This window comes from Comamonas humi (assembly GCF_054782535.1).
Genome location: NZ_BAAGSH010000009.1, coordinates 133,606 through 155,292, shown reverse-complemented (window position 1 = coordinate 155,292; position 21,687 = coordinate 133,606). Strand labels below are relative to the sequence as shown.

General features: G+C 67.1%; 20 protein-coding genes. 2 read left to right on the top strand and 18 right to left on the bottom strand.

Annotated features, from left to right (window positions below):
* Nucleotides 1–131: 131 nt before the first annotated feature.
* The 16 genes from ACYVKR_RS11985 to rpsB all read right to left on the bottom strand — a co-directional run bounded on the left by ACYVKR_RS11985 (nt 132) and on the right by rpsB (nt 15,329).
* Complete coding sequence (locus ACYVKR_RS11985; RefSeq protein WP_460481136.1) at nt 132–902, bottom strand: TrmH family RNA methyltransferase; 771 nt, start codon at nt 900–902, stop codon at nt 132–134.
* A gap of 3 nt (nt 903–905) precedes the next feature.
* A complete protein-coding gene (gene rnhB, locus ACYVKR_RS11980; protein ID WP_460481135.1) occupies nt 906–1,532 on the bottom strand; it encodes a ribonuclease HII in 627 nt (208 codons plus the stop codon).
* Nucleotides 1,504–2,697: a lipid-A-disaccharide synthase gene (gene lpxB, locus ACYVKR_RS11975; protein WP_460481134.1), complete on the bottom strand. Its 1,194-nt coding sequence runs from the start codon at nt 2,695–2,697 to the stop codon at nt 1,504–1,506. Before lpxB ends, rnhB begins: the two co-directional genes overlap by 29 nt.
* On the bottom strand, nt 2,681–3,472 hold the full coding sequence (lpxA, locus tag ACYVKR_RS11970) for an acyl-ACP--UDP-N-acetylglucosamine O-acyltransferase (RefSeq protein WP_460481133.1): 792 nt from the start codon (nt 3,470–3,472) through the stop codon (nt 2,681–2,683). Before lpxA ends, lpxB begins: the two co-directional genes overlap by 17 nt.
* 35 nt (nt 3,473–3,507) lie before the next feature.
* On the bottom strand, nt 3,508–3,948 hold the full coding sequence (gene fabZ, locus ACYVKR_RS11965) for a 3-hydroxyacyl-ACP dehydratase FabZ (RefSeq protein WP_460481132.1): 441 nt from the start codon (nt 3,946–3,948) through the stop codon (nt 3,508–3,510).
* Nucleotides 3,945–4,946, bottom strand: a complete 1,002-nt coding sequence (gene lpxD / locus ACYVKR_RS11960) for a UDP-3-O-(3-hydroxymyristoyl)glucosamine N-acyltransferase (protein ID WP_460481131.1) — start codon at nt 4,944–4,946, stop codon at nt 3,945–3,947. Before lpxD ends, fabZ begins: the two co-directional genes overlap by 4 nt.
* A 19-nt stretch (nt 4,947–4,965) precedes the next feature.
* Nucleotides 4,966–5,505, bottom strand: coding sequence for an OmpH/Skp family outer membrane protein (locus ACYVKR_RS11955; RefSeq protein ID WP_460481130.1), 540 nt, complete (start codon nt 5,503–5,505; stop codon nt 4,966–4,968).
* The gene (gene bamA, locus ACYVKR_RS11950; protein ID WP_460481129.1) at nt 5,505–7,802 is read right to left on the bottom strand and encodes an outer membrane protein assembly factor BamA; all 2,298 of its coding nucleotides are present in this window, start codon (nt 7,800–7,802) and stop codon (nt 5,505–5,507) included. The genes ACYVKR_RS11955 and bamA overlap by 1 nt, the downstream gene beginning before the upstream one ends.
* A 46-nt stretch (nt 7,803–7,848) precedes the next feature.
* Entirely contained in the window at nt 7,849–9,213 is a 1,365-nt protein-coding gene (gene rseP, locus ACYVKR_RS11945; RefSeq protein ID WP_460481128.1) for an RIP metalloprotease RseP, read from the bottom strand.
* 28 nt (nt 9,214–9,241) lie between these two features.
* A complete protein-coding gene (gene ispC, locus ACYVKR_RS11940) occupies nt 9,242–10,420 on the bottom strand; it encodes a 1-deoxy-D-xylulose-5-phosphate reductoisomerase (protein WP_460481127.1) in 1,179 nt (392 codons plus the stop codon).
* Between the two features lie 11 nt (nt 10,421–10,431).
* Nucleotides 10,432–11,286 carry a phosphatidate cytidylyltransferase gene (locus ACYVKR_RS11935; RefSeq protein ID WP_460481126.1) on the bottom strand — a complete coding sequence of 285 codons (855 nt, stop codon included), beginning with the start codon at nt 11,284–11,286 and terminating at the stop codon, nt 10,432–10,434.
* A 135-nt stretch (nt 11,287–11,421) separates the two neighbouring features.
* Nucleotides 11,422–12,141, bottom strand: coding sequence for an undecaprenyl diphosphate synthase family protein (gene uppS, locus ACYVKR_RS11930; protein ID WP_460481125.1), 720 nt, complete (start codon nt 12,139–12,141; stop codon nt 11,422–11,424).
* A gap of 13 nt (nt 12,142–12,154) precedes the next feature.
* Nucleotides 12,155–12,715, bottom strand: coding sequence for a ribosome-recycling factor (gene frr / locus ACYVKR_RS11925; RefSeq protein WP_460481124.1), 561 nt, complete (start codon nt 12,713–12,715; stop codon nt 12,155–12,157).
* 19 nt (nt 12,716–12,734) lie between these two features.
* Complete coding sequence (gene pyrH / locus ACYVKR_RS11920) at nt 12,735–13,454, bottom strand: uridine monophosphate kinase (protein ID WP_460481123.1); 720 nt, start codon at nt 13,452–13,454, stop codon at nt 12,735–12,737.
* 70 nt (nt 13,455–13,524) lie between these two features.
* Nucleotides 13,525–14,448: a translation elongation factor Ts gene (gene tsf, locus ACYVKR_RS11915; protein ID WP_460481122.1), complete on the bottom strand. Its 924-nt coding sequence runs from the start codon at nt 14,446–14,448 to the stop codon at nt 13,525–13,527.
* A 131-nt stretch (nt 14,449–14,579) separates the two neighbouring features.
* Nucleotides 14,580–15,329 carry a small ribosomal subunit protein uS2 gene (gene rpsB, locus ACYVKR_RS11910; RefSeq protein ID WP_460481121.1) on the bottom strand — a complete coding sequence of 250 codons (750 nt, stop codon included), beginning with the start codon at nt 15,327–15,329 and terminating at the stop codon, nt 14,580–14,582.
* Nucleotides 15,330–15,681: 352 nt separating this feature from the next.
* Here rpsB and ACYVKR_RS11905 point away from each other — a divergent pair, with 352 nt between their 5' ends.
* Nucleotides 15,682–16,932: an FAD dependent oxidoreductase family protein gene (locus ACYVKR_RS11905; RefSeq protein WP_460481120.1), complete on the top strand. Its 1,251-nt coding sequence runs from the start codon at nt 15,682–15,684 to the stop codon at nt 16,930–16,932.
* A 33-nt stretch (nt 16,933–16,965) separates the two neighbouring features.
* Nucleotides 16,966–18,510: a carbohydrate kinase family protein gene (locus ACYVKR_RS11900; protein ID WP_460481119.1), complete on the top strand. Its 1,545-nt coding sequence runs from the start codon at nt 16,966–16,968 to the stop codon at nt 18,508–18,510.
* Between the two features lie 97 nt (nt 18,511–18,607).
* Here the strand turns inward: ACYVKR_RS11900 and ACYVKR_RS11895 are convergent, their stop codons facing one another.
* Both ACYVKR_RS11895 and rnr read right to left on the bottom strand, forming a co-directional pair.
* Complete coding sequence (locus tag ACYVKR_RS11895; protein WP_460481118.1) at nt 18,608–19,357, bottom strand: SDR family oxidoreductase; 750 nt, start codon at nt 19,355–19,357, stop codon at nt 18,608–18,610.
* Between the two features lie 23 nt (nt 19,358–19,380).
* Entirely contained in the window at nt 19,381–21,684 is a 2,304-nt protein-coding gene (gene rnr / locus ACYVKR_RS11890) for a ribonuclease R (RefSeq protein WP_460481117.1), read from the bottom strand.
* Between the last annotated feature and the right edge of the window lie 3 nt (nt 21,685–21,687).

Here is a 21,687-nt window from a genome sequence, read left to right as displayed (position 1 = left end):
GGATGCGGCCGGGCGACGTGATTTACGTGAAAGCCGCTCATTGTAGCTTGGATGTGCTATAGCCGCATGGCCGAAACGGAATATTTAGACACTCTGCGCAGGTTTTACCCAACGCAGTGCGTATACATTTCTCAACGCTGGCAGGCGCTGGTGTGCAGGCAGATCGCCGCCGCGGCCGCCACGTTCAGCGACTCCTCGCCGCCCGGCTGCGCGATGCGCACATGGGCCTGGGCGGCCTCCTCGATGCTGGCCGCCACGCCCTGCCCTTCGTTGCCCATCACCCAGGCGCAGGGCCACGGCAGGCGGGCCTGGTGCAGCCAGTCGCCGCGGTGCGAGCTGGTGACCAGCAGCGGCACGGCCAGGGCCTGCAATTGCGCCTCGTCCACCGACTCGACCAGGTGCAGCCCGAAATGCGCTCCCATGCCGGAGCGCAGCACCTTGCCGCTCCACAGCGCCGCCGTGCCCTTGAGCGCCACCACCTGGCCGAAGCCAAAGGCCGAGGCGCTGCGCAGGATGGAGCCGACGTTGCCGGCGTCCTGCACGCGGTCCAGCACCACGGTGGCCACCTCGGGCCGGATCGCCGCGGCCTCGGCCGGCAGGTCCAGCACGAAGCCCATGGGCGCCGCCGACGGCAGGCTGCTGATGCCCGCCAGGATGGCATCGGCAATCACTATGTTTTTAGGAGCGTATTGCGCATACTGCGCCTCGGCTTGCGGCCAAAAAGACTCTGCATAGACGCCGATGGCGGGTTGGCGCCCCCGCGCCAGTGCCGCGCGGCACAGGTGGTCGCCCTCGATCCACACCCGCCCCTGGCGGCGGTAGGCGCTGCCGTCCTCGGCGAGGCGGCGCAGATCCTTGACGAATGCGTTGTCGCGCGACTGGATGAATACCGGTTTCTGCATGGATCACTCTCCGTGGCCGAGGCACTGGGCCACCGGCGCAAACGTGCGCCGGTGCTCCGGGCAGGGCCCGTGCTGGCGCAGCGCCTGCATGTGGGCCGCCGTGCCGTAGCCCTTGTGGCCCGCGAAGCCGTAGGCGGGATAGAGCCGGTCGATGTCGACGCACCAGCGGTCGCGCCAGACCTTGGCCAGGATGGAGGCCGCCGAAATCGCCGGCACCAGCGCATCGCCCTTGACGATGGCCTCGGCCGGCACATCGAGCCGCGGCAGGCAGTTGCCGTCGACCAGCACGCGCACGGGCTTGAGGCGCAGCCCCGTCACCGCGCGCTGCATGGCCAGCAGGGTGGCCTGCAGGATGTTGATCTGGTCCACCTCGGCCACCGTGGCCCAGGCGATCGAGCAGCACAGAGCCTTGGCACGGATCTCGTCGAACAGCTTTTCGCGCCGCAGCGCGGTCAGCTTCTTGGAATCATTGAGGCCGGCGATGGGATTGCGGTCGTCGAGGATGACGGCGGCCGCCACCACCGGCCCGGCCAGCGGACCGCGCCCGGCTTCGTCGACACCCGCCAGCAGGCCCGGCGGATGCCACTCCAGCGAGGACTGGCTAGGAAGCGAGAACTTTTTCGAGCGCATCGGCTGCCAGTTGCGCGGTGTCCCGGCGCAGTTCCAAATGAAGCTGGTGGAAGCGCTGCTCCACCTGCACGATGCGCTGCGGATCGTGCGCCGGGGCATCAAGCCACTGCGCCACGGCCGCCGCCAGTGCCTGCGGCGTGGCGGCATCCTGCAGCAGCTCGGGCACGACGAAATCGCCGCAAAGAATGTTGGGCAAACCCACCCAGGGTTGCAACTGCTTGCCTCGCATCAGCCGCCAGCTGATGGGGTGCATGTGGTAGGCGATCACCATCGGACGCTTGTACAGCGCTGCCTCGAGCGTGGCCGTGCCACTGGCGATCAGCGTGCAGTCGCAGGCCTCGAGCGCGGTGTGCGACTGGCCGTCGAGCAGCACGATGCGCCCCTGCACCCCGCAGGCCTGCGCCATCTGCGCGATGCGCGCCTTCTGCGCCGGCACGGCCGGCACCACCACCTTGAGCTGCGGCCGCTGGCGGCACAGCAGGGCCACGGCCTCGAAGAACGGCCGGGCGATATAGCTGACCTCGGACGCCCGGCTGCCCGGCAGCACCGCCAGCACCTCGCCGTCCGCCGGCAGGCCCAGCCGGGCGCGGGCCGCGGCCTTGTCGGGTACGAGCGGAATCACGCTGGCCAGCGGATGCCCGACATAGGTCGCAGCAATGCCGTGCCGCGCCAGCAGCTCGGGCTCGAAGGGGAAGATGCAGAGCACATGGTCGGCCGCGCGGCGGATCTTCTCTACCCGCTCGGCGCGCCAGGCCCAGATCGACGGGCAGACGAAATGCACGGTCTTGATGCCGGAGGCACGCAGACGCTCCTCGACCCCCAGGTTGAAGTCCGGCGCATCGACGCCGACGAAGAGCTGCGGGCGCTGCTGCTGCAGCCGCTGCACCAGCTGTTTGCGGATGCGCAGAATGCCCCACAGGCGCTTGACCAGTTCGGCGCTGTAGCCATGCACGGCGAGGCGCTCGCTCGGCCACCAGGCCTCGAAGCCCTTGGCCGCCATCGCCGGGCCACCGATGCCCACCGCCTGTACCTGCGGCCAGCGCGACTGCACGCCCGCCAGCAGCAGGCTCGACAGCAGATCGCCCGAAGCCTCGCCGGCCACCATGGCCAGCGAAAGGCTTGCAGACTGCGACTCGGGAGAAGAAGCGTCAGCGAACGATGCCACGGCTGGATTGCTTGAGGAATTGGAGCATGCGCTGCACGTCGGCCTGGGCCTCGGCGTCGCAGGTGGCCGCCAGATCCTCCAGCGCTGCTATCGAGGCCTGCAGCGTGAGGCCCTGGCGGTACAGCAGGCGGTACATCTGCTTGATGGCCGCCAGCCGCTCGGCGCCAAAGCCGCGGCGGCGCAATCCCTCGAGATTGAGGCCGCGCACGGTCAGCGGATGGCCGTCCACCATGGTAAAGGGCGGCACGTCCTGGCTGATGTGGCTGCCGAAGCCCGCCATCACGTGGGCGCCGATGCGGGTGAACTGGTGCATGCCGGTCAGGCCGCCGATCACCGCGTGGTCGTCGATGTGTACATGGCCGGCCAGCGTGGCGTTGTTGGCCAGCACGGTGTGGTTGCCGACGGTGCAGTCGTGAGCGATGTGCACGTAGGCCATGATCCAGTTGTCGTCACCGATGCGGGTGACGCCGGTATCCTGCACCGTGCCGACGTTGACCGTGCAGAACTCGCGGATGGTGTTGCGGTGGCCGATGACGAGGCGGGTCGGCTCGCCCGCGTATTTCTTGTCCTGCGGCGCGCCGCCGATGGCCGCGTGCGGGAAGATCTGGTTGTCCTCGCCGATGGTGGTGTGGCCGGAGACCACGCAGTGCGCCCCAATGCGGGTGCGCGCAGCAATCTCCACCTGCGCCCCCACCACCGCGTACGGCCCGACCTCGACGCTCTCGTGCAAACGGGCGCCGGCCTCGACCACGGCTGTGGGATGGATCAGACTCACCAGGGAACCTCGCAAATACCGCTGTTACCGGCCGATCAGGCCACGGTGCGCATGGTGCACATGATCTCGGCCTCGCAGGCGACATTGCCGTCCACGCTGGCCACACCCTTGAACTTGTAGATGCCGCCCTTGATGCGGTCCAGCTCCACGTCAAGGATGACCTGGTCGCCCGGCTCCACCGGCTTCTTGAAGCGCGCACCGTCGATGCCGACGAAGTAGAACACCTTGTCGTCGCCGGGGGCCTCGCCCATCATGTCGAACGACAGCAGGCCGGCCGCCTGGGCCAGCGCTTCCAGCATCAGCACGCCGGGCATGACCGGGCGGGCCGGGAAGTGGCCGGTGAAAAACGGCTCGTTCACCGACACGTTCTTGATGGCCTTGATGCGCTTGCCGCGCTCGATCTCCACGACCCGGTCCACCAACAGAAACGGGTAGCGATGCGGCAAGAGCTTGAGAATTTGGTGAATGTCCATCATTTCGGTTCGGCAACGCCGTTCTTCTGAATTTGTTCCAGGGCTTTGACACGGTCCCGCAGGGTATGCAACTGCTTGAGCGTCGCCGCATTCTTTTCCCAGCGACTGTTGTCGTCGACCGGGAAGAAGCCCGTGTAATGCCCGGCATGGGGCATGGATCTGCTGACCACCGTTGCAGCGGATATATGCACATTGTCGGCGATTTCGAGGTGCCCCAGGATCATTCCGGCCCCTCCCACCGTGCAGTGCCTGCCAATTTTGGCGCTGCCCGCAATGCCCACGCACCCCGCCAGCGCCGAATGCTCGCCGATCTGCACGTTGTGGCCGATCTGCACCTGGTTGTCTATCTTCACGCCATTCGCGATCACGGTATCGCCCAGCGCGCCCCTATCGATGCAGGTATTGGCGCCGATCTCCACATCGTCGCCGATGCGAACCGCACCCAACTGCTCGATCTTGACCCAGCGGCCATGGTCGTTGGCAAAGCCGAAGCCATCGCCACCGATCACCGCCCCCGGCTGCACCAGCACCCGCTCGCCCAGCACGCAGCCCGCGCCCACGGTCACCCGCGACGTGAGCACGCTGCCGGCACCGATCCTGGCGCCCGCACCCACGTGGCACAGCGGCCCGATCGACGCGCTCGGATCAATGTCAGCCCCCGCCTCAACCACCGCCGTGGGATGGATGCCCAGCGCCACGGCACGAATGCCATGGTGCCTGCGCCACAACTGCGTGAGCGCAGCGAAGAACAGGTAGGGATCGGGCACGACCAGATAGGCACCGCTACGGGCCTGGGCCGCAGGCTCCACCGAAGCGGCCACCGCCACACACGCCGCCTTCGAGGCCTGCATGGCGTGCACCAGCTTCGGATTGCTCAGAAAGCTGATGGCATCCGGGCCAGCGTCCTCCAGCGACGCGATGCGCTCGATGGCGGTGTCGCGCACGCCCTGCTCCAGGCGGCCACCCAGCGCATCGACGATGTGCCCCAGCAGCAAGCCCACGGCAGCGCTCCCAACCGGCTTACTTGCCGTTGCCGGAAGATGCGGCGTTCAGCGCCTTGATGACCTTCTCGGTGATGTCGTACTTGGGGTTGATGTAGACAGCCTCTTGCAGCACCACGTCGAACTTGTCGGTCTCGGCAACCTGCTTCACCACCTTGTTGGCGCGCTCGAGCACCTGGGCCAGCTCTTCGTTCTTGCGGGCGCTCAGGTCTTCCTGGAATTCGCGGCGCTTGCGCTGGAATTCACGGTCCTGGTCCACCAGCTGGCGCTGGCGCGTCACGCGCTGGCTTTCCGGCAGCGTGGGCGCATCGCGCTCGAACTTCTCGCTGGCGCTCTTCAGGGAATTCCCTTGGTCCACCAGCTCTTTTTCACGCTTGGAGAATTCGGATTCCAGCTTGGACTGCGCCGCCTTGGCCGCGTTGGCCTCGCGGAAGATGCGGTCGGTGTTCACGAAACCGACCTTGAAATCCTGCGCCTGGGCGGCAGCGCCGAATGCCATGGCAGAGGACAGCACCAGCAGGGAAACAGGACGGGAGAAGGGGAAGCGAAGGGATTTCATTAGAAAGACGTTCCGATTTGGAATTGCAGTTTCTGGATTTTATCGCCGGCGAACTTGCGCACCGGCTGCGCATAGGCCAGCCGCAGCGGGCCCAGAGGCGAAATCCAGCTCAGACCCAGGCCAGCGGATGCCCGCATGTCGCTGAGTTGCACCTTCTGGCCATCGCCGTACACATTGCCGATGTCGACAAAGGCAAACCAGCGGAAGGTGCGGTCGTTGCCGGTACCCGGCATGGGACCGATGAACTCGCCGTTCAGCGTGATCTTCTTCGGCCCACCGAGGGTCGCGCCGGTCACGTCGCGCGGGCCCAGTGTGCCTTGCTCGAAGCCACGCACCGAGCCCAGGCCACCCGAGAAGTAGTTCTTGAACACCGGGAAGGGCTGGCCGTTCAGGCCCTTGCCCCAGCCCAGTTCGCCGTTCAGTGCCACGGTGTAGCGCTTGTTCAGCGGAATGTACTGCTGCAGCTGGTAGTTGGCACGGACATAGCGCGCATCGCCGAAAGCCGACCACTCCGAGTTCAGGCGCTGGTAGCGACCCGAATTGGGCGCCAGCGCGCTGTCGCGGCTGTCGCGCGACCAGCCCAGCGTGAACGGGAACGCCATGCTGGTGTCGCCGAACCGGTTGGAATAGTCCAGATAGCCCGCTGGAATGTTGGTGCCCAGCTTGATCTTGGTGTGCTCCAGGCCACCACCCACGTAGATCGTGTCGACCTCGCTGAACGGAATGCCGAAGCGCACGCTGCCACCGGTGGTCACGACCTGGTAGGTACCGCCCTGGGAGTCATAAGGGCGGTCGGTACGGTAGTACAGGTCGTAGGTGCGCGAGATGCCGTCCTGCGTGAAATACGGGTCAGTCGTGCTCAGCACCAGGGTGCGGTGGAACTTGCTGGTGTTCACGTCGATGCCCAGGTAGTTGCCCGAGCCGAAGACGTTTTCCTGCTTGATGCCGAAGGTGAGCGACACGCGGTCGGCGCTGGAGAAGCCCACGCCCATCTGCAGCGAACCGGTGGGCTTTTCCACCACGTTCATCTGAAGGTCGACCTGGTCGGGTGCGCCGGGTACCTCCTGGGTTTCGACGCCAACGTCAGTGAAGAAGCCCAGGCGGTCTACGCGGTCGCGCGACAGCTTGATCTTGCTGGAGTCGTACCAGGACGCCTCGTATTGGCGGACTTCGCGGCGGATCACCTCATCACGCGTACGGTTGTTGCCCGCGACGTTGATGCGGCGCACGTAGGCGCGGCGCGAAGGTTCGGCCTTCAGCACCAGTTCGACGCGGTTGTTCTCGCGATCGATCTCCGGCACCGCCTCCACCCGCGCGAACGCGTAGCCGAAACGGCCGAAGTGGTCGGTGAAGGCCTTGGTGGTCTCGGTCACGCGGTCCGCGTTATAGGGCTCGCCCGGCTTGATCGTGACCAGGGACTTGAACTCGTCGTCGCGGTCGAGGTAGCTGCCTTCGAGCTTGACGCCCGAGACCACGAACTTCGGGCCCTCGTGCAGCTTGAGGTTGATCGAGATGCTCTCCTTGTCGGGAGAGATCGAGACCTCGGTCGACTCGATGCGGAACTCCAGGTAGCCGCGCGACAGGTAGAAGGAGCGCAGCGTCTCCAGGTCCGCGTTGAACTTGGAACGGGAATAGCGGTTGCTCTTGGTGTACCAGCTCATCCAGCCGCCGGTGTCCTGGTCGAACAGGTCCTTCAGCGTGGATTCCGAGAACTCCTGGTTGCCGGTGATGTGGATTTCGTTGATCTTCGCCGCATCGCCTTCGTTCACGGTGAAGCTGAGGTTCACGCGGTTGCGCTCGATGGGCGTGACGGTGGTGACCACGTCGGCGGCGTACATGCTCTTGTTGATGTACTGGCGCTTGAGCTCCTGCTCGGCGCGGTCCGTCAGGGCCTTGTCGTAGGGACGGCCTTCGGTCAGGCCGACGTCGCGCATGGCCTTCTTCAGCGTGTCCTTGTCGAATTCCTTGGTGCCGAGGAAGTCCACGTTGGCCACGGTGGGGCGCTCTTCGACGACGACCACCAGCACGTTGCCGTTGGCTTCGAGGCGCACGTCCTTGAACAGGCCGAGGGCGAACAGCGCGCGGATCGCGGCGGAGCCCTTTTCGTCGTTGTACTCGTCACCGACGTGCAGTGGCATGGTGGCGAAGATGGTGCCGGGTTCGACACGCTGCAGGCCTTCGACGCGGATGTCCTGGATCGAGAACGGGTTGAGTGCCCATGAGAGCTTGGCAACCAGCAACATGGCAGCCGCGGCCGTCGCTTTCCGGATAACTGATGGCGGTGTGAGGTATTTCATCTCTTATAGCAACAAGCGCTGCGATTATGCAGCACTTCCATGAATATCAGCCGAGGAGCCGGGTCAAATCGTTGAAGAATGCAACACACATCATCAGCACCAGCACGGCAATGCCACCCTTTTGCAAACGCTCCAGCCACGCGGTGGTTGGAGGCTTTCCGGTGACTGCCTCCCACAGATAATACATGAGGTGTCCGCCGTCGAGCACCGGCAGCGGCAGCAGGTTGAGCACGCCGAGGCTAACACTGATGAGGCCCAGGAAAGCGAGATATTGTGTAAAACCTATCTGCGCCGATTTGCCCGCATATTCGGCGATGGTCAGTGGCCCGCTGATGTTCTGCAGCGAGGCCTGGCCGATCAGCATCTTGCCCAGCATGCGCAGCGTCAGCGACGACAGCTCCCAGGTCCGCACCGCGCCCTTCTCCAGGCCTTCCCACAGGCCATAACGCACCTGCACCACGGCCACCGGCGCGCCGATGTAGGCGCCCACGCGGCCCACGGCCGTCTCGCCATCGACGAAGGGACGCGGCTGCACGTCCACATTCAGCACCTGCCCGTCGCGGCGGATCTGCCAGGTCTGCACGGGCGGTGCGCCCGCGGCGCCGGAAGCCCGGATGCGCTCGCGCAGCTGGAAGGCGTCGGGCACGTTCTGGCCGTCCAGCTGCAACACTTCATCACCTTTTTGCAGGCCGGCCTGCGCCGCGGCCTCGCCGGGCTCGACCTCGCCCAGCACGGCGGCCGACCAGGGCCGCGCCACGCCGACGCGCTCCATCAGCTTGGCGTCGGCATCGTCGGGCTTCAGTTTGGACAGCTGCAGCCGGTAGGGCTTTTGCGCGCCCGAGGCCTTGGCCTGGACGTTGAGGTACACATCCTGCCCGTCGAGCGCGGCCTGGGTCAGCATCCAGCGCAGGTCTTCCAGCGAGCGCACCGGCGTGACCTCGCCGTCATCGCTCGCCACCGACATGACCTGCTCGCCGCCGCGCAGGCCGGCCTCGTAGGCCAGGCTGCGCTCGGGCGGCGCGCCCAGCACCGCCGCGGGCTCCTGCACGCCGATCCAGTTGACGCTGGCGAACAGCGCCACCGCCAGCAGCAGGTTAGCCAACGGGCCGGCGGCCACGATGGCAGCCCGCGAGCGCAGCGGCTGGTTGTTGAAGGCGAGGTGGCGCTCGCTGGGATCGACCGGCGCCTCGCGCTCGTCCAGCATGCGGACATAGCCGCCCAGCGGGATGGCGCTGACCACGAACTCGGTGGGCGAGCCCGGCCGCTGCCACTGCCACAGCGGCTTGCCGAAGCCTATCGAGAAGCGCAGCACCTTCACGCCGCAGGCCACGGCCACGCGGTAGTGGCCGTACTCGTGCACGGCGATCAGGATCGCCAGCGCGACGACAAAGGCAATCAGGGTCAGCATCACATCCTCCCGGGGAATGGCGGTATCGGGCTCAGGCGCGCAGTTCCTGGATCAGCGCGTGGGCGCGCACGCGCACCTCGCCGTCCAGCGCCAGCAAGGCTTCGATCGAATCCACGCCATTTGGTTGCACCTGGCCGAGCAGGCTGTCGTTGACGCGGTGAATCTGGTCGAAGCGAATGGCGCCGTCCAGAAAGCCGGCCACGGCGATCTCGTTGGCCGCGTTGAGCACGGTGGTCGTGCCTTCGGGCGCGCGCAGCGCCTGCCACGACAGATGCAGCCCCGGAAAACGGTGCGCATCGGCCTCCTCGAAGGTGAGCGCACCCAGCGCCGCGAAGTCCAGCGCCGGCGCGCCGCTGGCGATGCGCTCGGGCCAGGCCAGGCCGCAGGCGATGGGCACGCGCATGTCGGGCGTACCCAGCTGCGCCAGCATCGAGGCGTCGTTGAACTGCACCATCGAATGGATGATCTGCTGCGGGTGGATGACCACGCGGATCTTGTCGGGCGGCAGGCCGAACAGCCAGCGCGCCTCGATCACCTCGAGTGCCTTGTTCATCATGGTGGCCGAGTCGATCGAGATCTTGCGGCCCATGGCGAAATTGGGGTGGTTGCAGGCCTGCTGCGGCGTGACCGCGGCCAGCGTGGCCGGATCGCGCGTGCGGAAGGGCCCGCCGGAGGCCGTGAGCACGATGTGGTCCACGCGCTCGGGCCAGGTGGCCGGGTCTTCGGGCAGACACTGGAAGATCGCGGAGTGCTCGCTGTCGATGGGCAGCAGCGTGGCACCGCCCTGCTCCACCGCATCCATGAAGAGCTGGCCGCCGACGACCAGCGCCTCCTTGTTGGCCAGCATCAAACGCTTGCCGGCGCGCGCGGCGGCGAGGCTCGGGCGCAGGCCCGCGGCGCCGACGATGGCGGCCATCACCGCATCGACCTCGGGGTGCGCGGCGATCTGTTCGAGCGCGTCGGGCGTGTCCACCACCGCGGTGGCCGAGCCAGCGTCCTTCAGGCGCGCGGCCAGCAGCCGCGCCTGGGCCGGATCGGCCATCACCGCGTAGCGCGGCGCAAAGCGCAGGCACTGCGCGAGCAACTCGTCGACCCGGCTGTTCGCGGAGAGCGCGAACACGCGGTAGCGGTCCGGATGCCGGGCGATCACGTCCAGCGTGTTGACGCCGATGGAGCCGGTCGAACCCAGCACGGTGACTTGCAATGTCATGACTTGAAACCTTATGCAGGCAGCAGCTGCGTGATCATCATCGCCAGCGGCAGCGTGGGCAGCAGCGCATCGATGCGGTCGAGCACGCCGCCGTGGCCGGGCAGCAGCTGGCTGCTGTCCTTCATGCCGGCGCTGCGCTTGACCAGCGATTCCACCAGGTCGCCAGCCACGCTCATCGCGGTCATGAAGACCAGGGCCACGACCAGCAGCCACCACGAATGCGCGAACAGCCGCGAATAGAAACTGGGCACGGCCGCAGCCTGCTGCGCATCGAGCGCGATCCAGACGGCCGCCAGCAGCAGCACGCCGCAGGCACCGCCCCACACGCCTTCCCAACTCTTGCCGGGGCTGATGGCGGGCGCCAGCTTGCCCTTGGTGAACTTGAGGCCGAAGGCCCGGCCCGCGAAATAGGCCGCGATGTCGGCCGTCCAGACCAGCGCGAAGATCGACAGCAGGAAGTTGACGCCGATCAGCCTGGCCTGCGTCACCGCCAGCCAGGCCAGCCACAGCGCCAGCACGCCGGCCACCAGGCGCACCGGCCGGGCGATGCCGGGCCAGCCCGGCACGCCGCGGTGCAGCAGCGCGGCCGCCGCCAGCACCCAGGCGCCGCCGCCGGCCAGCCACAGGCCGGGCAGGCGCTGCTGGGGCAGGCCCAGCGCCCACGAGGCAAGGCACAGGGCCACGCAGACCGCAGCCACCAGCCAGCCGGCGGCGCCCTGCAGGCCGTTGAGCTGCGCCCATTCCCAGGCTGCGGCCCCCATGGCCAGCAGCATCAGCAGGGCAAACGGCCAGGCCGCGGGCGCGAGCAGCGCCGGGATCAGCACGGCCAGGAGAACCAATGCGGTGATGACACGCTGTTTGAGCATACTGTTCTCCTCCTCAAAAAAATATAGCTGCCTGCGCTTGCTGCATAAGGATTTCAGATTGAAATTCATCTGAAATCGGCAGCCATCAAGCGCCAGCAGCTCACTTTTTCATACTGCTGTCTGGGTTGCGCCAGATCAGGATTGTTGCACCTGCTCGGAGGTCTTGCCGAAACGGCGCTCGCGCCCCCGGTAGACCTGCAGCGCCTCGTCGAGCGCGGCCGCGTCGAAGTCGGGCCACCACTTGTCGCTGAAGTACAGCTCGGAATAGGCAGCCTGCCACAGCAGGAAGTTGCTGATGCGCATCTCGCCACCGGTGCGGATCAGCAGGTCCGGGTCGGGCACGTGCGCCAGCGCCATGGCGTCGTTCAGCGACGCCTCGGTGATGGGCGTGCCGCTGGCGGCCAGCCTGGCGGCGGCCTGGGCGATGTCCCATCGGCCGCCATAGTTGAAGCACACGTTCAGCACCATGCGCTGGTTCTGCGCCGTGGCCGCCTCGGCCTCGGCCAGGCCCTTCTGCACCTTGGCCGACAGCGACCCGCGGTTGCCGACGAAGTACAGGCGGATACCATCGCGCGCCAGCTTGGGCACTTCCTTGGCCAGCGCGCCGGCCAGAAGCTCCATCAGGCCGCTGACCTCGTCGGCCGGACGGTTCCAGTTCTCGGACGAGAACGCGAACACCGTCAGCACCGCCACGCCGCGCTCGGCGCAGGCTTCGGCACAGCGGCGCAGCGACTCCACGCCCTGCTTGTGGCCGGCCAGGCGCGGCAGGAAGCGGCGCTTGGCCCAGCGGCCATTGCCGTCCATCACGATGGCGATGTGGCGCGGGTTCGCGTCGGGTGCGTGTTTGCTCGTCATCCAGCCACCAGGCTTACACAGCCATGATGTCCTGCTCCTTGTCGGCCACGAGCTGGTCGATCAGAGCGATGTGCTTGTCGGTCACCTTCTGCACGTCGGCCTCGGCGCGCTTCTGGTCGTCCTCGGAGGCCAGCTTGTCCTTGACCAGCTTCTTGACCGAGTCGTTGGCGTCGCGGCGCAGGTTGCGGATGGCCACCTTGGCACCCTCGCCTTCGTTGCGCACCAGCTTGGTCATTTCCTTGCGGCGCTCTTCGCTCATCGGCGGCATGGGCACGCGGATCAGCTCGCCCAGCGAGGCCGGGTTCAGGCCCAGTTCGCTCTCGCGGATGGCCTTCTCGATCTTGGCACCCATGCTCTTTTCCCACGGCTGCACGCTGATCGTGCGGCTGTCGAGCAGCGACACGTTGGCCACCTGCGACAGCGGCACCATCGAGCCGTAGTAATCGACATGGATGGTGTCCAGCAGCGCGGGGTTGGCGCGCCCGGTGCGGATCTTGGTCAGATTGTTCTTGAACGCAGCAATCGATTGGTCCATCTTGCCTTCGATGGTTTGCTTGATTTCGGCGATTGTCATTCTTTCACTCCTGTCTGTCTCAGGCGTACACCAAGGTGCCTTCGTCCTCGCCCATCACCACGCGCTTGAGCGCGCCGCTCTTGACGATGGAGAACACACGGATCGGCAGCTTCTGGTCGCGGCACAGCGCGAACGCGGTCGCGTCCATGATGCCGAGGTTGCGGCTCATGGCCTCGTCGAAGCTCAGTTTGCCGTAGCGGGTGGCGGTCGGGTCCTTCATCGGATCGGCCGTGTACACGCCGTCCACCTTGGTGGCCTTCAGCACGATCTGCGCACCGATCTCGGCACCGCGCAGCGCAGCCGCCGTGTCGGTGGTGAAGAACGGGTTGCCCGTGCCCGCCGCGAACACGACGACCTTGCCCTCTTCGAGGTACTGCAGCGCCTTGGGACGCACATAGGGCTCGACCACCTGCTCGATGCCGATGGCCGACATCACGCGCGCGGTCAGGCCCTGCTTGTTCATCGCGTCGGCCAGCGCCAGCGCGTTCATCACCGTGGCCAGCATGCCCATGTAGTCGGCCGTGGCACGGTCCATGCCCACCGATCCGCCCGCCACACCCCGGAAGATGTTGCCACCGCCGATCACCACCGCGATCTCCACGCCCAGGCGGGTGACCTCGGCGATCTCCTCCACCATGCGCACGATGGTCGCGCGATTGATGCCGAAGGCATCATCGCCCATCAACGCCTCGCCCGACAGCTTGAGCAGAATCCGTTTATGGGCAGGTGCAGTGGACATGGTGGTTCTCCGGTTGGTAATGGAAATAAATGGGAGGTGGAATCGGCGGTGATGGCGGAAAGGGCCTGGCTTAGTTGCCCTTGGCGGCTGCCACCTGGGCGGCCACTTCGGCGGCGAAGTCGTCCACCTTCTTCTCGATGCCTTCGCCCACGACGTACAGCGTGAAGCCCTTGACCTGCGTGTTGGCGGCCTTGAGCATCTGCTCCACGGTCTGCTTGCCGTCGGCGGCCTTCACGAACACCTGGTTGTTCAGCGAGACTTCCTTCAGGTACTTCTGCACGCCGCCTTCGATGCGCTTGGCAACGATTTCGTCGGACTGCACGGGCTTGCCTTCGGCTTCGGCCTTGGCCTTGTCTTCGGCAGCCTTGGCAGCAGCCACGGAACGCTCTTTGTCGATCAGGTCTGCAGGCACCTGGTCGCTGCTCAGGGCCACGGGCTTCATGGCGGCCACGTGCATGGCCACGTCCTTGGCGGCGGCGGCGTCACCGGCGAACTCGACGACCACGCCGATGCGGGTGCCGTGCAGGTACAGGGCCAGGTCGGAGCCGCTGAAGCGCTTGAAGCGGCGGAACGACATGTTCTCGCCGATCTTGCCGATCAGGCCCTTGCGAACGTCTTCCAGCGTGGGGCCGAAGCTGTCCTGCTCGTAGGCCAGGGCGCCCAGGGCTTCCACGTCGGCGGGGTTGTGCTGGGCGATCAGCTTGGCGGCGGCGTTGGCCATCGCGATGAAGCTGTCGTTCTTGCTGACGAAGTCGGTTTCGCTGTTGACTTCGATCATCGCGCCGGTCTGGCCGTCGACGAAGGCAGCGATCACGCCTTCGGCGGTCACGCGCGAAGCAGCCTTGCCAGCCTTGGTGCCGAGCTTGACGCGCAGCAGCTCTTCCGCCTTGGCCAGATCGCCTTCGGCTTCGGTCAGGGCCTTCTTGCATTCCATCATCGGCGCGTCGGTCTTTGCGCGCAGTTCAGCCACCATGCTTGCGGTAATTGCAGCCATTTGATTCTCCGTACTCAGTCAATCAGGTTATGGGGTGTAGGTAAAAAAAACGGGGCTAACCAGGAGCCCCGCTTTTTGGACGCGATCGGTTTCGCTGTCAATCGCTGTCAATCATTGGGGTCGCTCGAATATCAGGCAGCGGAATTTTCCACTTCCACGAACTCGTCGCCGCCTTCGGACACGGCCTTGACCACTTCGGCGACTGCGTTTTCGCGGCCGTCGATGATGGCGTCGGCGATGCCGCGGGCATACAGCTCAACGGCCTTGGCCGAGTCGTCGTTGCCGGGGATCACGTAGTCGATGCCCTCGGGGTTGTGGTTGGTGTCCACCACGCCGATCAACGGGATGCCCAGCTTCTTGGCTTCGGCGATCGCGATCTTGTGGTAGCCCACGTCGATCACGAAGATGGCGTCGGGCAGAGCGTTCATGTCCTGAATGCCGCCGATGTCCTTCTCCAGCTTCTCCAGCTCGCGGCTGAACATCAGCTGTTCCTTCTTGCTCATGGACTCCAGGCCGGCTTCCTGCTGGGCCTTCATGTCCTTCAGGCGCTTGATCGAGGTCTTGACGGTCTTGAAGTTGGTCAGCATGCCGCCCAGCCAGCGCTGGTCGACGTAGGGCACGCCGGCGCGTTGCGCTTCGGCAGCCAGCAGCTCACGAGCCTGGCGCTTGGTGCCCACCATCAGGATGGTGCCGCGGTTGGCAGCCAGCTGCTTCACGAACTTCTGGGCGTCCTGGAACATCGGCAGCGACTTTTCCAGGTTGATGATGTGGATCTTGTTGCGGCTGCCGAAGATATAGGGACCCATCTTGGGGTTCCAGAAACGGGTCTGGTGGCCAAAGTGGACGCCGGCTTCCAGCATCTCGCGCATCGTAACGGACATATTCTTCTCCGAAGGTTAGGTCTAAAATCCCGGCCGTTTATCACGCCAGGCCCGCGCCACCCCAGGGGCAACGGACCGTGCGCAACACCTTGCTGACCGGGTTTGCGATTTAAGTGAAGGTCTGTTTTGCGTCGTGGGCACAAATGGCCTACTAGGCAAAACCCGAGGATTCTAGCATAGGCTGGATGGCGCAATCCGGGACCGGGCCCACTTGCCCGGTTCGCCATGCGTGGCAATCCGGCCACGCCCCTCGCCGAAGCCGCCCCAAAACCCAGGCACAATCGCTTACGGTTTGGCCGGCGCCGCTTGCAAGGCGGCCCCGCGGCCCACCAGAACCTGCCTATATATATCCATGAAACTAGCGGTCATCGGCGCCGGGATCGTCGGGGTTGCCACGGCTTTTGAGTTGCTGGAGGACGGCCACGAGGTCAGCCTCTACGAGCGGCATCGCACCGTCGCCGAGGGCGCGAGCTTTGCACAGGCCGGCCTGCTGTGGCCCTGCATGGCAAACCCCTGGGGCGCGGCCGCGTTCGCCGACGCGCTGCAGCTCGGCTTCTCGCGCCCCGGCTTCGCGGCGCTGGACATCAAGGGCTCGCTGCTGTCCTCCACCACCCGCTGGGGCCGGCGCCACCGCAAGCACGCCAAGCTCGGTGCCGCCGTGGATGCGCTGCCCGCGCTGCAGGCCCTGGAAGCCCTGAGCATGCAGCGCATGCAGCAGGTGCTCGAGCGCTTCGAGCTGGACGGCCAGTTCACCCAGTCCTGGCTGCTGCCCTTCCGCAAGGAGCCGACCGCCGCGGCGCTGTACGAACTGACGCGGCGCCTGTCGGCCGCCAGCATCGAGTACGAGCAGCTCACGCCCGAGCAGGCCCGGGAGCGAGAGCCGGGCCTCGCGTCGGACGCCGCCCTCAGCGGCGCGCTGCACCTGCCGCAGGCCTGGGCCGGCAACGGCCGCTTCTTTGCGCAGGGCCTGCTGCATGCGCTGGTGGAGCAAGGCCTGGACTTCCGCCCCAACCAGGCGATCGACGCCATGCAGCCCGGCGCAGGCGGCGTGCAGCTCAAGAGCGGCGCGGAAACCACGCGCTTCGACGCCGTGGTGGTCTGCGCCGGCGCGCAGGCCCCATCGCTGCTGCAGCCGCATGGCATCAAGCTGCCGACCGCGGCCGTCGAGGGTTTCACCATCAGCGCCCCCATCGCCGAAGAGACGCTGGCGCCGCGCGGCTCCATCGTCGACCTGGAGCGCGGCTACGCCCTCACCCGCTTCGGCAACCGGCTGCGCATCAGCGGCGGCGCGCAGCTGGGCCACGCCAGCGACGAGACCCGCACCGACCAGGCCGGCCACTACCTGATCACCGAGCTGCTGGAGCTGTTCCCCGGCAGCATCCAGCGCGCCGAATCCACGCTGCAGCATTGGCAGGGCGCGCGCATGACCATGCCGGACGGCCTGCCGGTGGTGGGCCCGTCGGGCCTGCCTGGCATCTGGCTGAACACCGCGCATGGCGGCTACGGCTGGAGCCTGGCCATGGGCAGCGCCCGCCACCTGGCCTTGCAGATCGCCGGCGCCGAGTCACCCGTCGATTCCGCCGCGTTCGCACTGCAGCGCTGACCACCCCGCCCTGCGCAGCGGTACCATCCGCCCATGCTGCTGCGCATCGATTCCACCCTCTCGCACCCGCTGCACAACCGGGCCCAGACCCGCGCGCTGGAGGCGCGCCTGGCCGGCGAACTGCCCGGCCACACGCTGATGCGGCGCGCCGGCCTCGCCACCGCGCGGCTGGCGCATGCGATTGCGCCGCATGCGCGCCACATCTGGATCGCCTGCGGCGCCGGCAACAACGGCGGCGATGGATTAGAGGCCGCCATGCACCTGCAGGCGCTGCGCCACCGCGTCAGCGTCTGCCTGCTGCCCGGCGGCTCGCCGCTGCCGGCCGATGCGCAGCAGGCGCTGCAACGCGCCCAGGCCGCGGGCGTGCCGCTGCTGGCGCCCGGCAGCCTGCCCGATGACACCGATCTGGTGATCGATGCGCTATGGGGCATTGGCATTGCAGCCGATGCGCCGCGCCCGCTGGCGCCCGAGGCCCGCTGGTGCCTGGAGCAGATCTACCGCACCGACCTACCCGTGCTCAGCATAGACACGCCCTCCGGCCTCGATGCCGACACCGGCCAGCTGCTGCCCGCCGCGGCGCAGCTGGCCCCGGCCGCGCCAGCCGGCCCACGCCACACCGTGACCATGCTCACGCTCAAGCCAGGCCTGTTCACCGGCGCCGGGCGCGACTGGAGCGGCACGGTCTGGCTCGATAGCCTGCACGAAGGCGCGGCGGAGCCCGCCAACGGCTGGCTGTCCGGCCGCCCCGCCTTGCAGGCCGCCAGCCACAACCGCCACAAGGGTAGCTTTGGCGATGTGCTGGTGATCGGCGGCGAGGCCTGGCAGCACCGCGGCATGGGCATGGAGGGCGCGGCCGTGCTCGCCGCCTCGGCCGCGCTGCATGCGGGCGCGGGCCGCGTGCTGCTGCACCTGCTGGGCAGCAGCCAGGCCGCGCCGCGGCCCGCCGGCATCGCGCCCGAAATCATGCTGCGCAGCCGCGAAGCCATCACGCTGGATGCCGGCGTGGTGGTCTGCGGCTGCGGTGGCGGCGAGCTGGTGCAGGGCCTGCTGCCCGAGGTGCTGCAGCGCTCGCCCCGGCTGGTGCTGGATGCGGATGCGCTCAATGCCATCGCCGCCACGCCCGCGCTGCAGGGCCTGCTGCAGCAGCGCGCGCGGCAGGGCTGGCAGACCGTGGTCACGCCGCACCCGCTGGAGGCGGCACGGCTGCTGCAGTCGGACACGGCGAAGGTGCAGGCCCAGCGCATCCAGGCCGCGCAGATGCTGGCGGCGCGCCTGCAATGCCTGGTGGTGCTGAAGGGCTCGGGCACGGTGATCGCCGCGCCCGGCGGGCGCTACGCCATCAACGCCAGCGGCAACGCGCTGTTGGCCACCGGCGGCACCGGCGACGTGCTGGCCGGCTGCCTGGGCGCGCACTGGGCGCGGCTGGGCCGCAGCATCGATACCAACGCCAATGCCGAAGCCCACTGGCAGGCCACGCTGGCCGCCGTGTGGCAGCACGGCCATGCGGCCGACACCTGGCCTGCGGGACAGGCGCTGACCGCATCGCGGCTGGCCGAAAGCCTGGCGCGAACCCTATAAAAAAGAGAGCTGCTGGCGCTTACCACACAAGCATTTCAGATATTTTTCTACCTGAAATGCTTGCACAGCAAGCGCCAGCAGCTATGTTTTTTGCCGGTCAGCCGCGGCCCACGAAGGGCATCTTGGTGGCCATCACCGTGTGGAACAGCACGTTCGCCTCCAGCGGCAGGTTGGCCATGTAGAGCACCGACTGGCCGACGATGTCCACGTCCATCAGCGGCTCGGGCGCCACCACGCCGTGCGCCTGCATCGCGCCCTGCGTCATGCGCTGCGCCAGCTCGGTGCCGGCATTGCCCACGTCGATCTGGCCCACGGCGATGTCGTACTTGCGGCCGTCGAGCGCGGCGGTCCTGGTCATGCCCATCACCGCGTGCTTGGTCGAGGTGTAGGCGATCGACATGGGCCGCGGCGTGTGCGCCGAGATCGAGCCGTTGTTGATGATGCGCCCGCCCTGCGGCGACTGCGCCCGCATCACGCGGAAGGCCTGCTGCAGGCAGTAGAACATGCCGCTCAGGTTCACGTCGACCACGTTGCGCCAGGTCTCGATCGGCAGCTCGTCGATGGGCACGGCCGGCGCGCCGGTGCCTGCGTTGTTGAACAGCAGGTCGACCCGGCCGTATTGCGCCACCGCCGCATCGAACAGCGCGCGCACCGCGGCCGGATCGGCCACGTCGGTGGGCACGGCCAGCGCCTGGCCGGGCGCGGCGTGCGAGGCCACCTCGTTCAGCGGCTCGACCCGGCGGCCCGCCAGCACGACGGACCAGCCGTCCTTCATCAACGCCAGTGCGGCGGCGCGGCCGATGCCGGTGCCCGCGCCGGTGACCACGGCGATCTTGCTTTTGCTCATAGTTGCTTCTTTATGGAAATGGATCAGCGCCGCCCTTTGCGCGCCGCCTTCTTCGATGCCTGCTTGGGCGGGCCGCCATGCGGGCGCTGCTGCCCGGCCTGCGACTGCTCGCGCACCGAGCGCGCCGACTTCTTGGCGCTGGCGCGCTGCTCGCCATAGGCCTCGTCGCGCCCCGTCGTGTGCTTGCGGGCCTTGGTGGACTTGGCCGACACAGGCGCTGCGCGCGGTGCATCGCCCGCACCCGTCACCAGGCGGAAGTCGATCTTGCGCCCGTCCAGGTCGACGCGGCTGACCTGCACCTGCACGCGCGTGGCGATGGAGTAGCGGATGCCGGTGCGCTCGCCGCGCAACTCCTGGCGCACCTCGTCGAAGCGGAAGTACTCGCCGCCCAGCTCGGTGATGTGTACCAGGCCTTCAACGTACAGCTCGTCCAGCGTGACGAACAAACCGAAGGTGGTGACGGCCGTGACCACGCCACTGTACTCCTCGCCCAGGTGCTCGCGCATGTACTTGCACTTGAGCCAGGCCTCGACGTCGCGGCTGGCCTCGTCGGCGCGGCGCTCGTTGGCGCTGCAGTGCAGGCCCGCGGCTTCCCAGGCCTGCACGTCGCGGCTCAGGCGCCCGGCCTGCGGCGTCTGGCGCTTGGCTTCGGCGCCATTGCCCTTGCCGTTGCCGCGCGCCGCCAGGCGCTTGGCCAACTTGGCCTCGGCCTCGCCGGGCGTGGGCAGCGCGGGCAGCTCGTAGCGCTTGTTCTGCAGGATGGACTTGATCACACGGTGCACCAGCAGGTCCGGGTAGCGGCGGATCGGGCTGGTGAAGTGCGTGTAGGCCTCGTAGGCCAGGCCGAAGTGGCCACTGTTGATCGGCGTGTAGATCGCCTGTTGCATGGAGCGCAGCAGCATGGTGTGGATCTGCTGCGCGTCGGGCCGCTCCTTGGTCGCCTGCGCGATGGCCTGGAACTCGCCGGGCTTGGGGTCGTCGCTGATCGACATGCCCACGCCCATGGCCTTGAGGTAGCTGCGCAGGATGTCCTGCTTCTCGGGCGTCGGCCCTTCGTGCACGCGGTACAGGCCGGGCTGGCCGCCCTGCTCGATGAAGTCGGCGCTGCACACGTTGGCGGCCAGCATGGCCTCCTCGATCAGGCGGTGGGCCTCGTTGCGCGTGCGCGGCACGATCTTCTCGATGCGGCCGTTGTCGTCGCAGACGATCTGCGTCTCGGTGGTCTCGAAGTCCACCGCGCCGCGCTGCGAGCGCTGCGACAGCAGGGCCTTGTACACGTCGTGCAGGTTCAGCAGGTCCTGCACGCGCTCCTGGCGCTTGCTGGCCTCGAGGCCGCGCGTGTTGGCCAGGATCGCCGCCACCTCGGTATAGGTGAAGCGCGCGTGGCTGTGCATCACCGCCGGGTAGAACTGGTAGGCCTGGATGGCGCCCGAGGCATCGATCACCATGTCGCAGACCATGCACAGCCGGTCCACGTCGGGGTTCAGCGAGCACAGGCCGTTCGACAGCTTCTCGGGCAGCATGGGGATCACGCGGCGCGGAAAGTACACACTGGTCGCGCGGTCGTAGGCATCGACATCAATGGCGCTGGCCGTCTGCACATAGTGGCTCACATCGGCGATCGCCACCAGCAGGCGCCAGCCCTTGTTGCGGCCGATCTTCATGGGCTCGCAGTACACCGCGTCGTCGAAGTCGCGCGCGTCCTCGCCATCGATGGTGACCAGCGCCACGTCGGTCAGATCGACCCGGCCCCTGCGATCCATCTGCCGCACCTTGTCGGGCAGCTTCTTGGTCTGGGCCAGGCACTCCTCGGAGAACTGGTGCGGCACGCCATATTTGCGCACCGCGATCTCGATCTCCATGCCCGGATCGTCGATCTCGCCCAGCACCTCGACCACACGGCCCACGGGCTGGCCGAACAGCGCCGGCGGCTCGGTCAGCTCGACCACCACCACCTGGCCCGACTGGGCATCGCTGGTGGCGTTGCTGGGGATCAGGATGTCCTGGCCGTAGCGCTTGTCCTCGGGCGCGACCAGCCAGACGCCGCTTTCCTGCAGCAGCCGGCCGATGATGGGATGCGCGGGACGCTCGATGATCTCGACGATGCGCCCCTCGGGCCGCCCGCGCCGGTCGGTGCGCACGATGCGCACGCGCACCCGGTCGCGGTGCAGAACAGCCCTCATTTCGTTGGCGGGTATATAGATATCGCTTTCGTTATCGTCCCGCACTACAAAGCCGTGGCCTTCACGGTGTCCCTGGACTGTTCCTTCAATTTCTTCTGACAAATTTTCTACTCCTGCAAAGGCAGCGGTTTTTTTGACGTACAATCT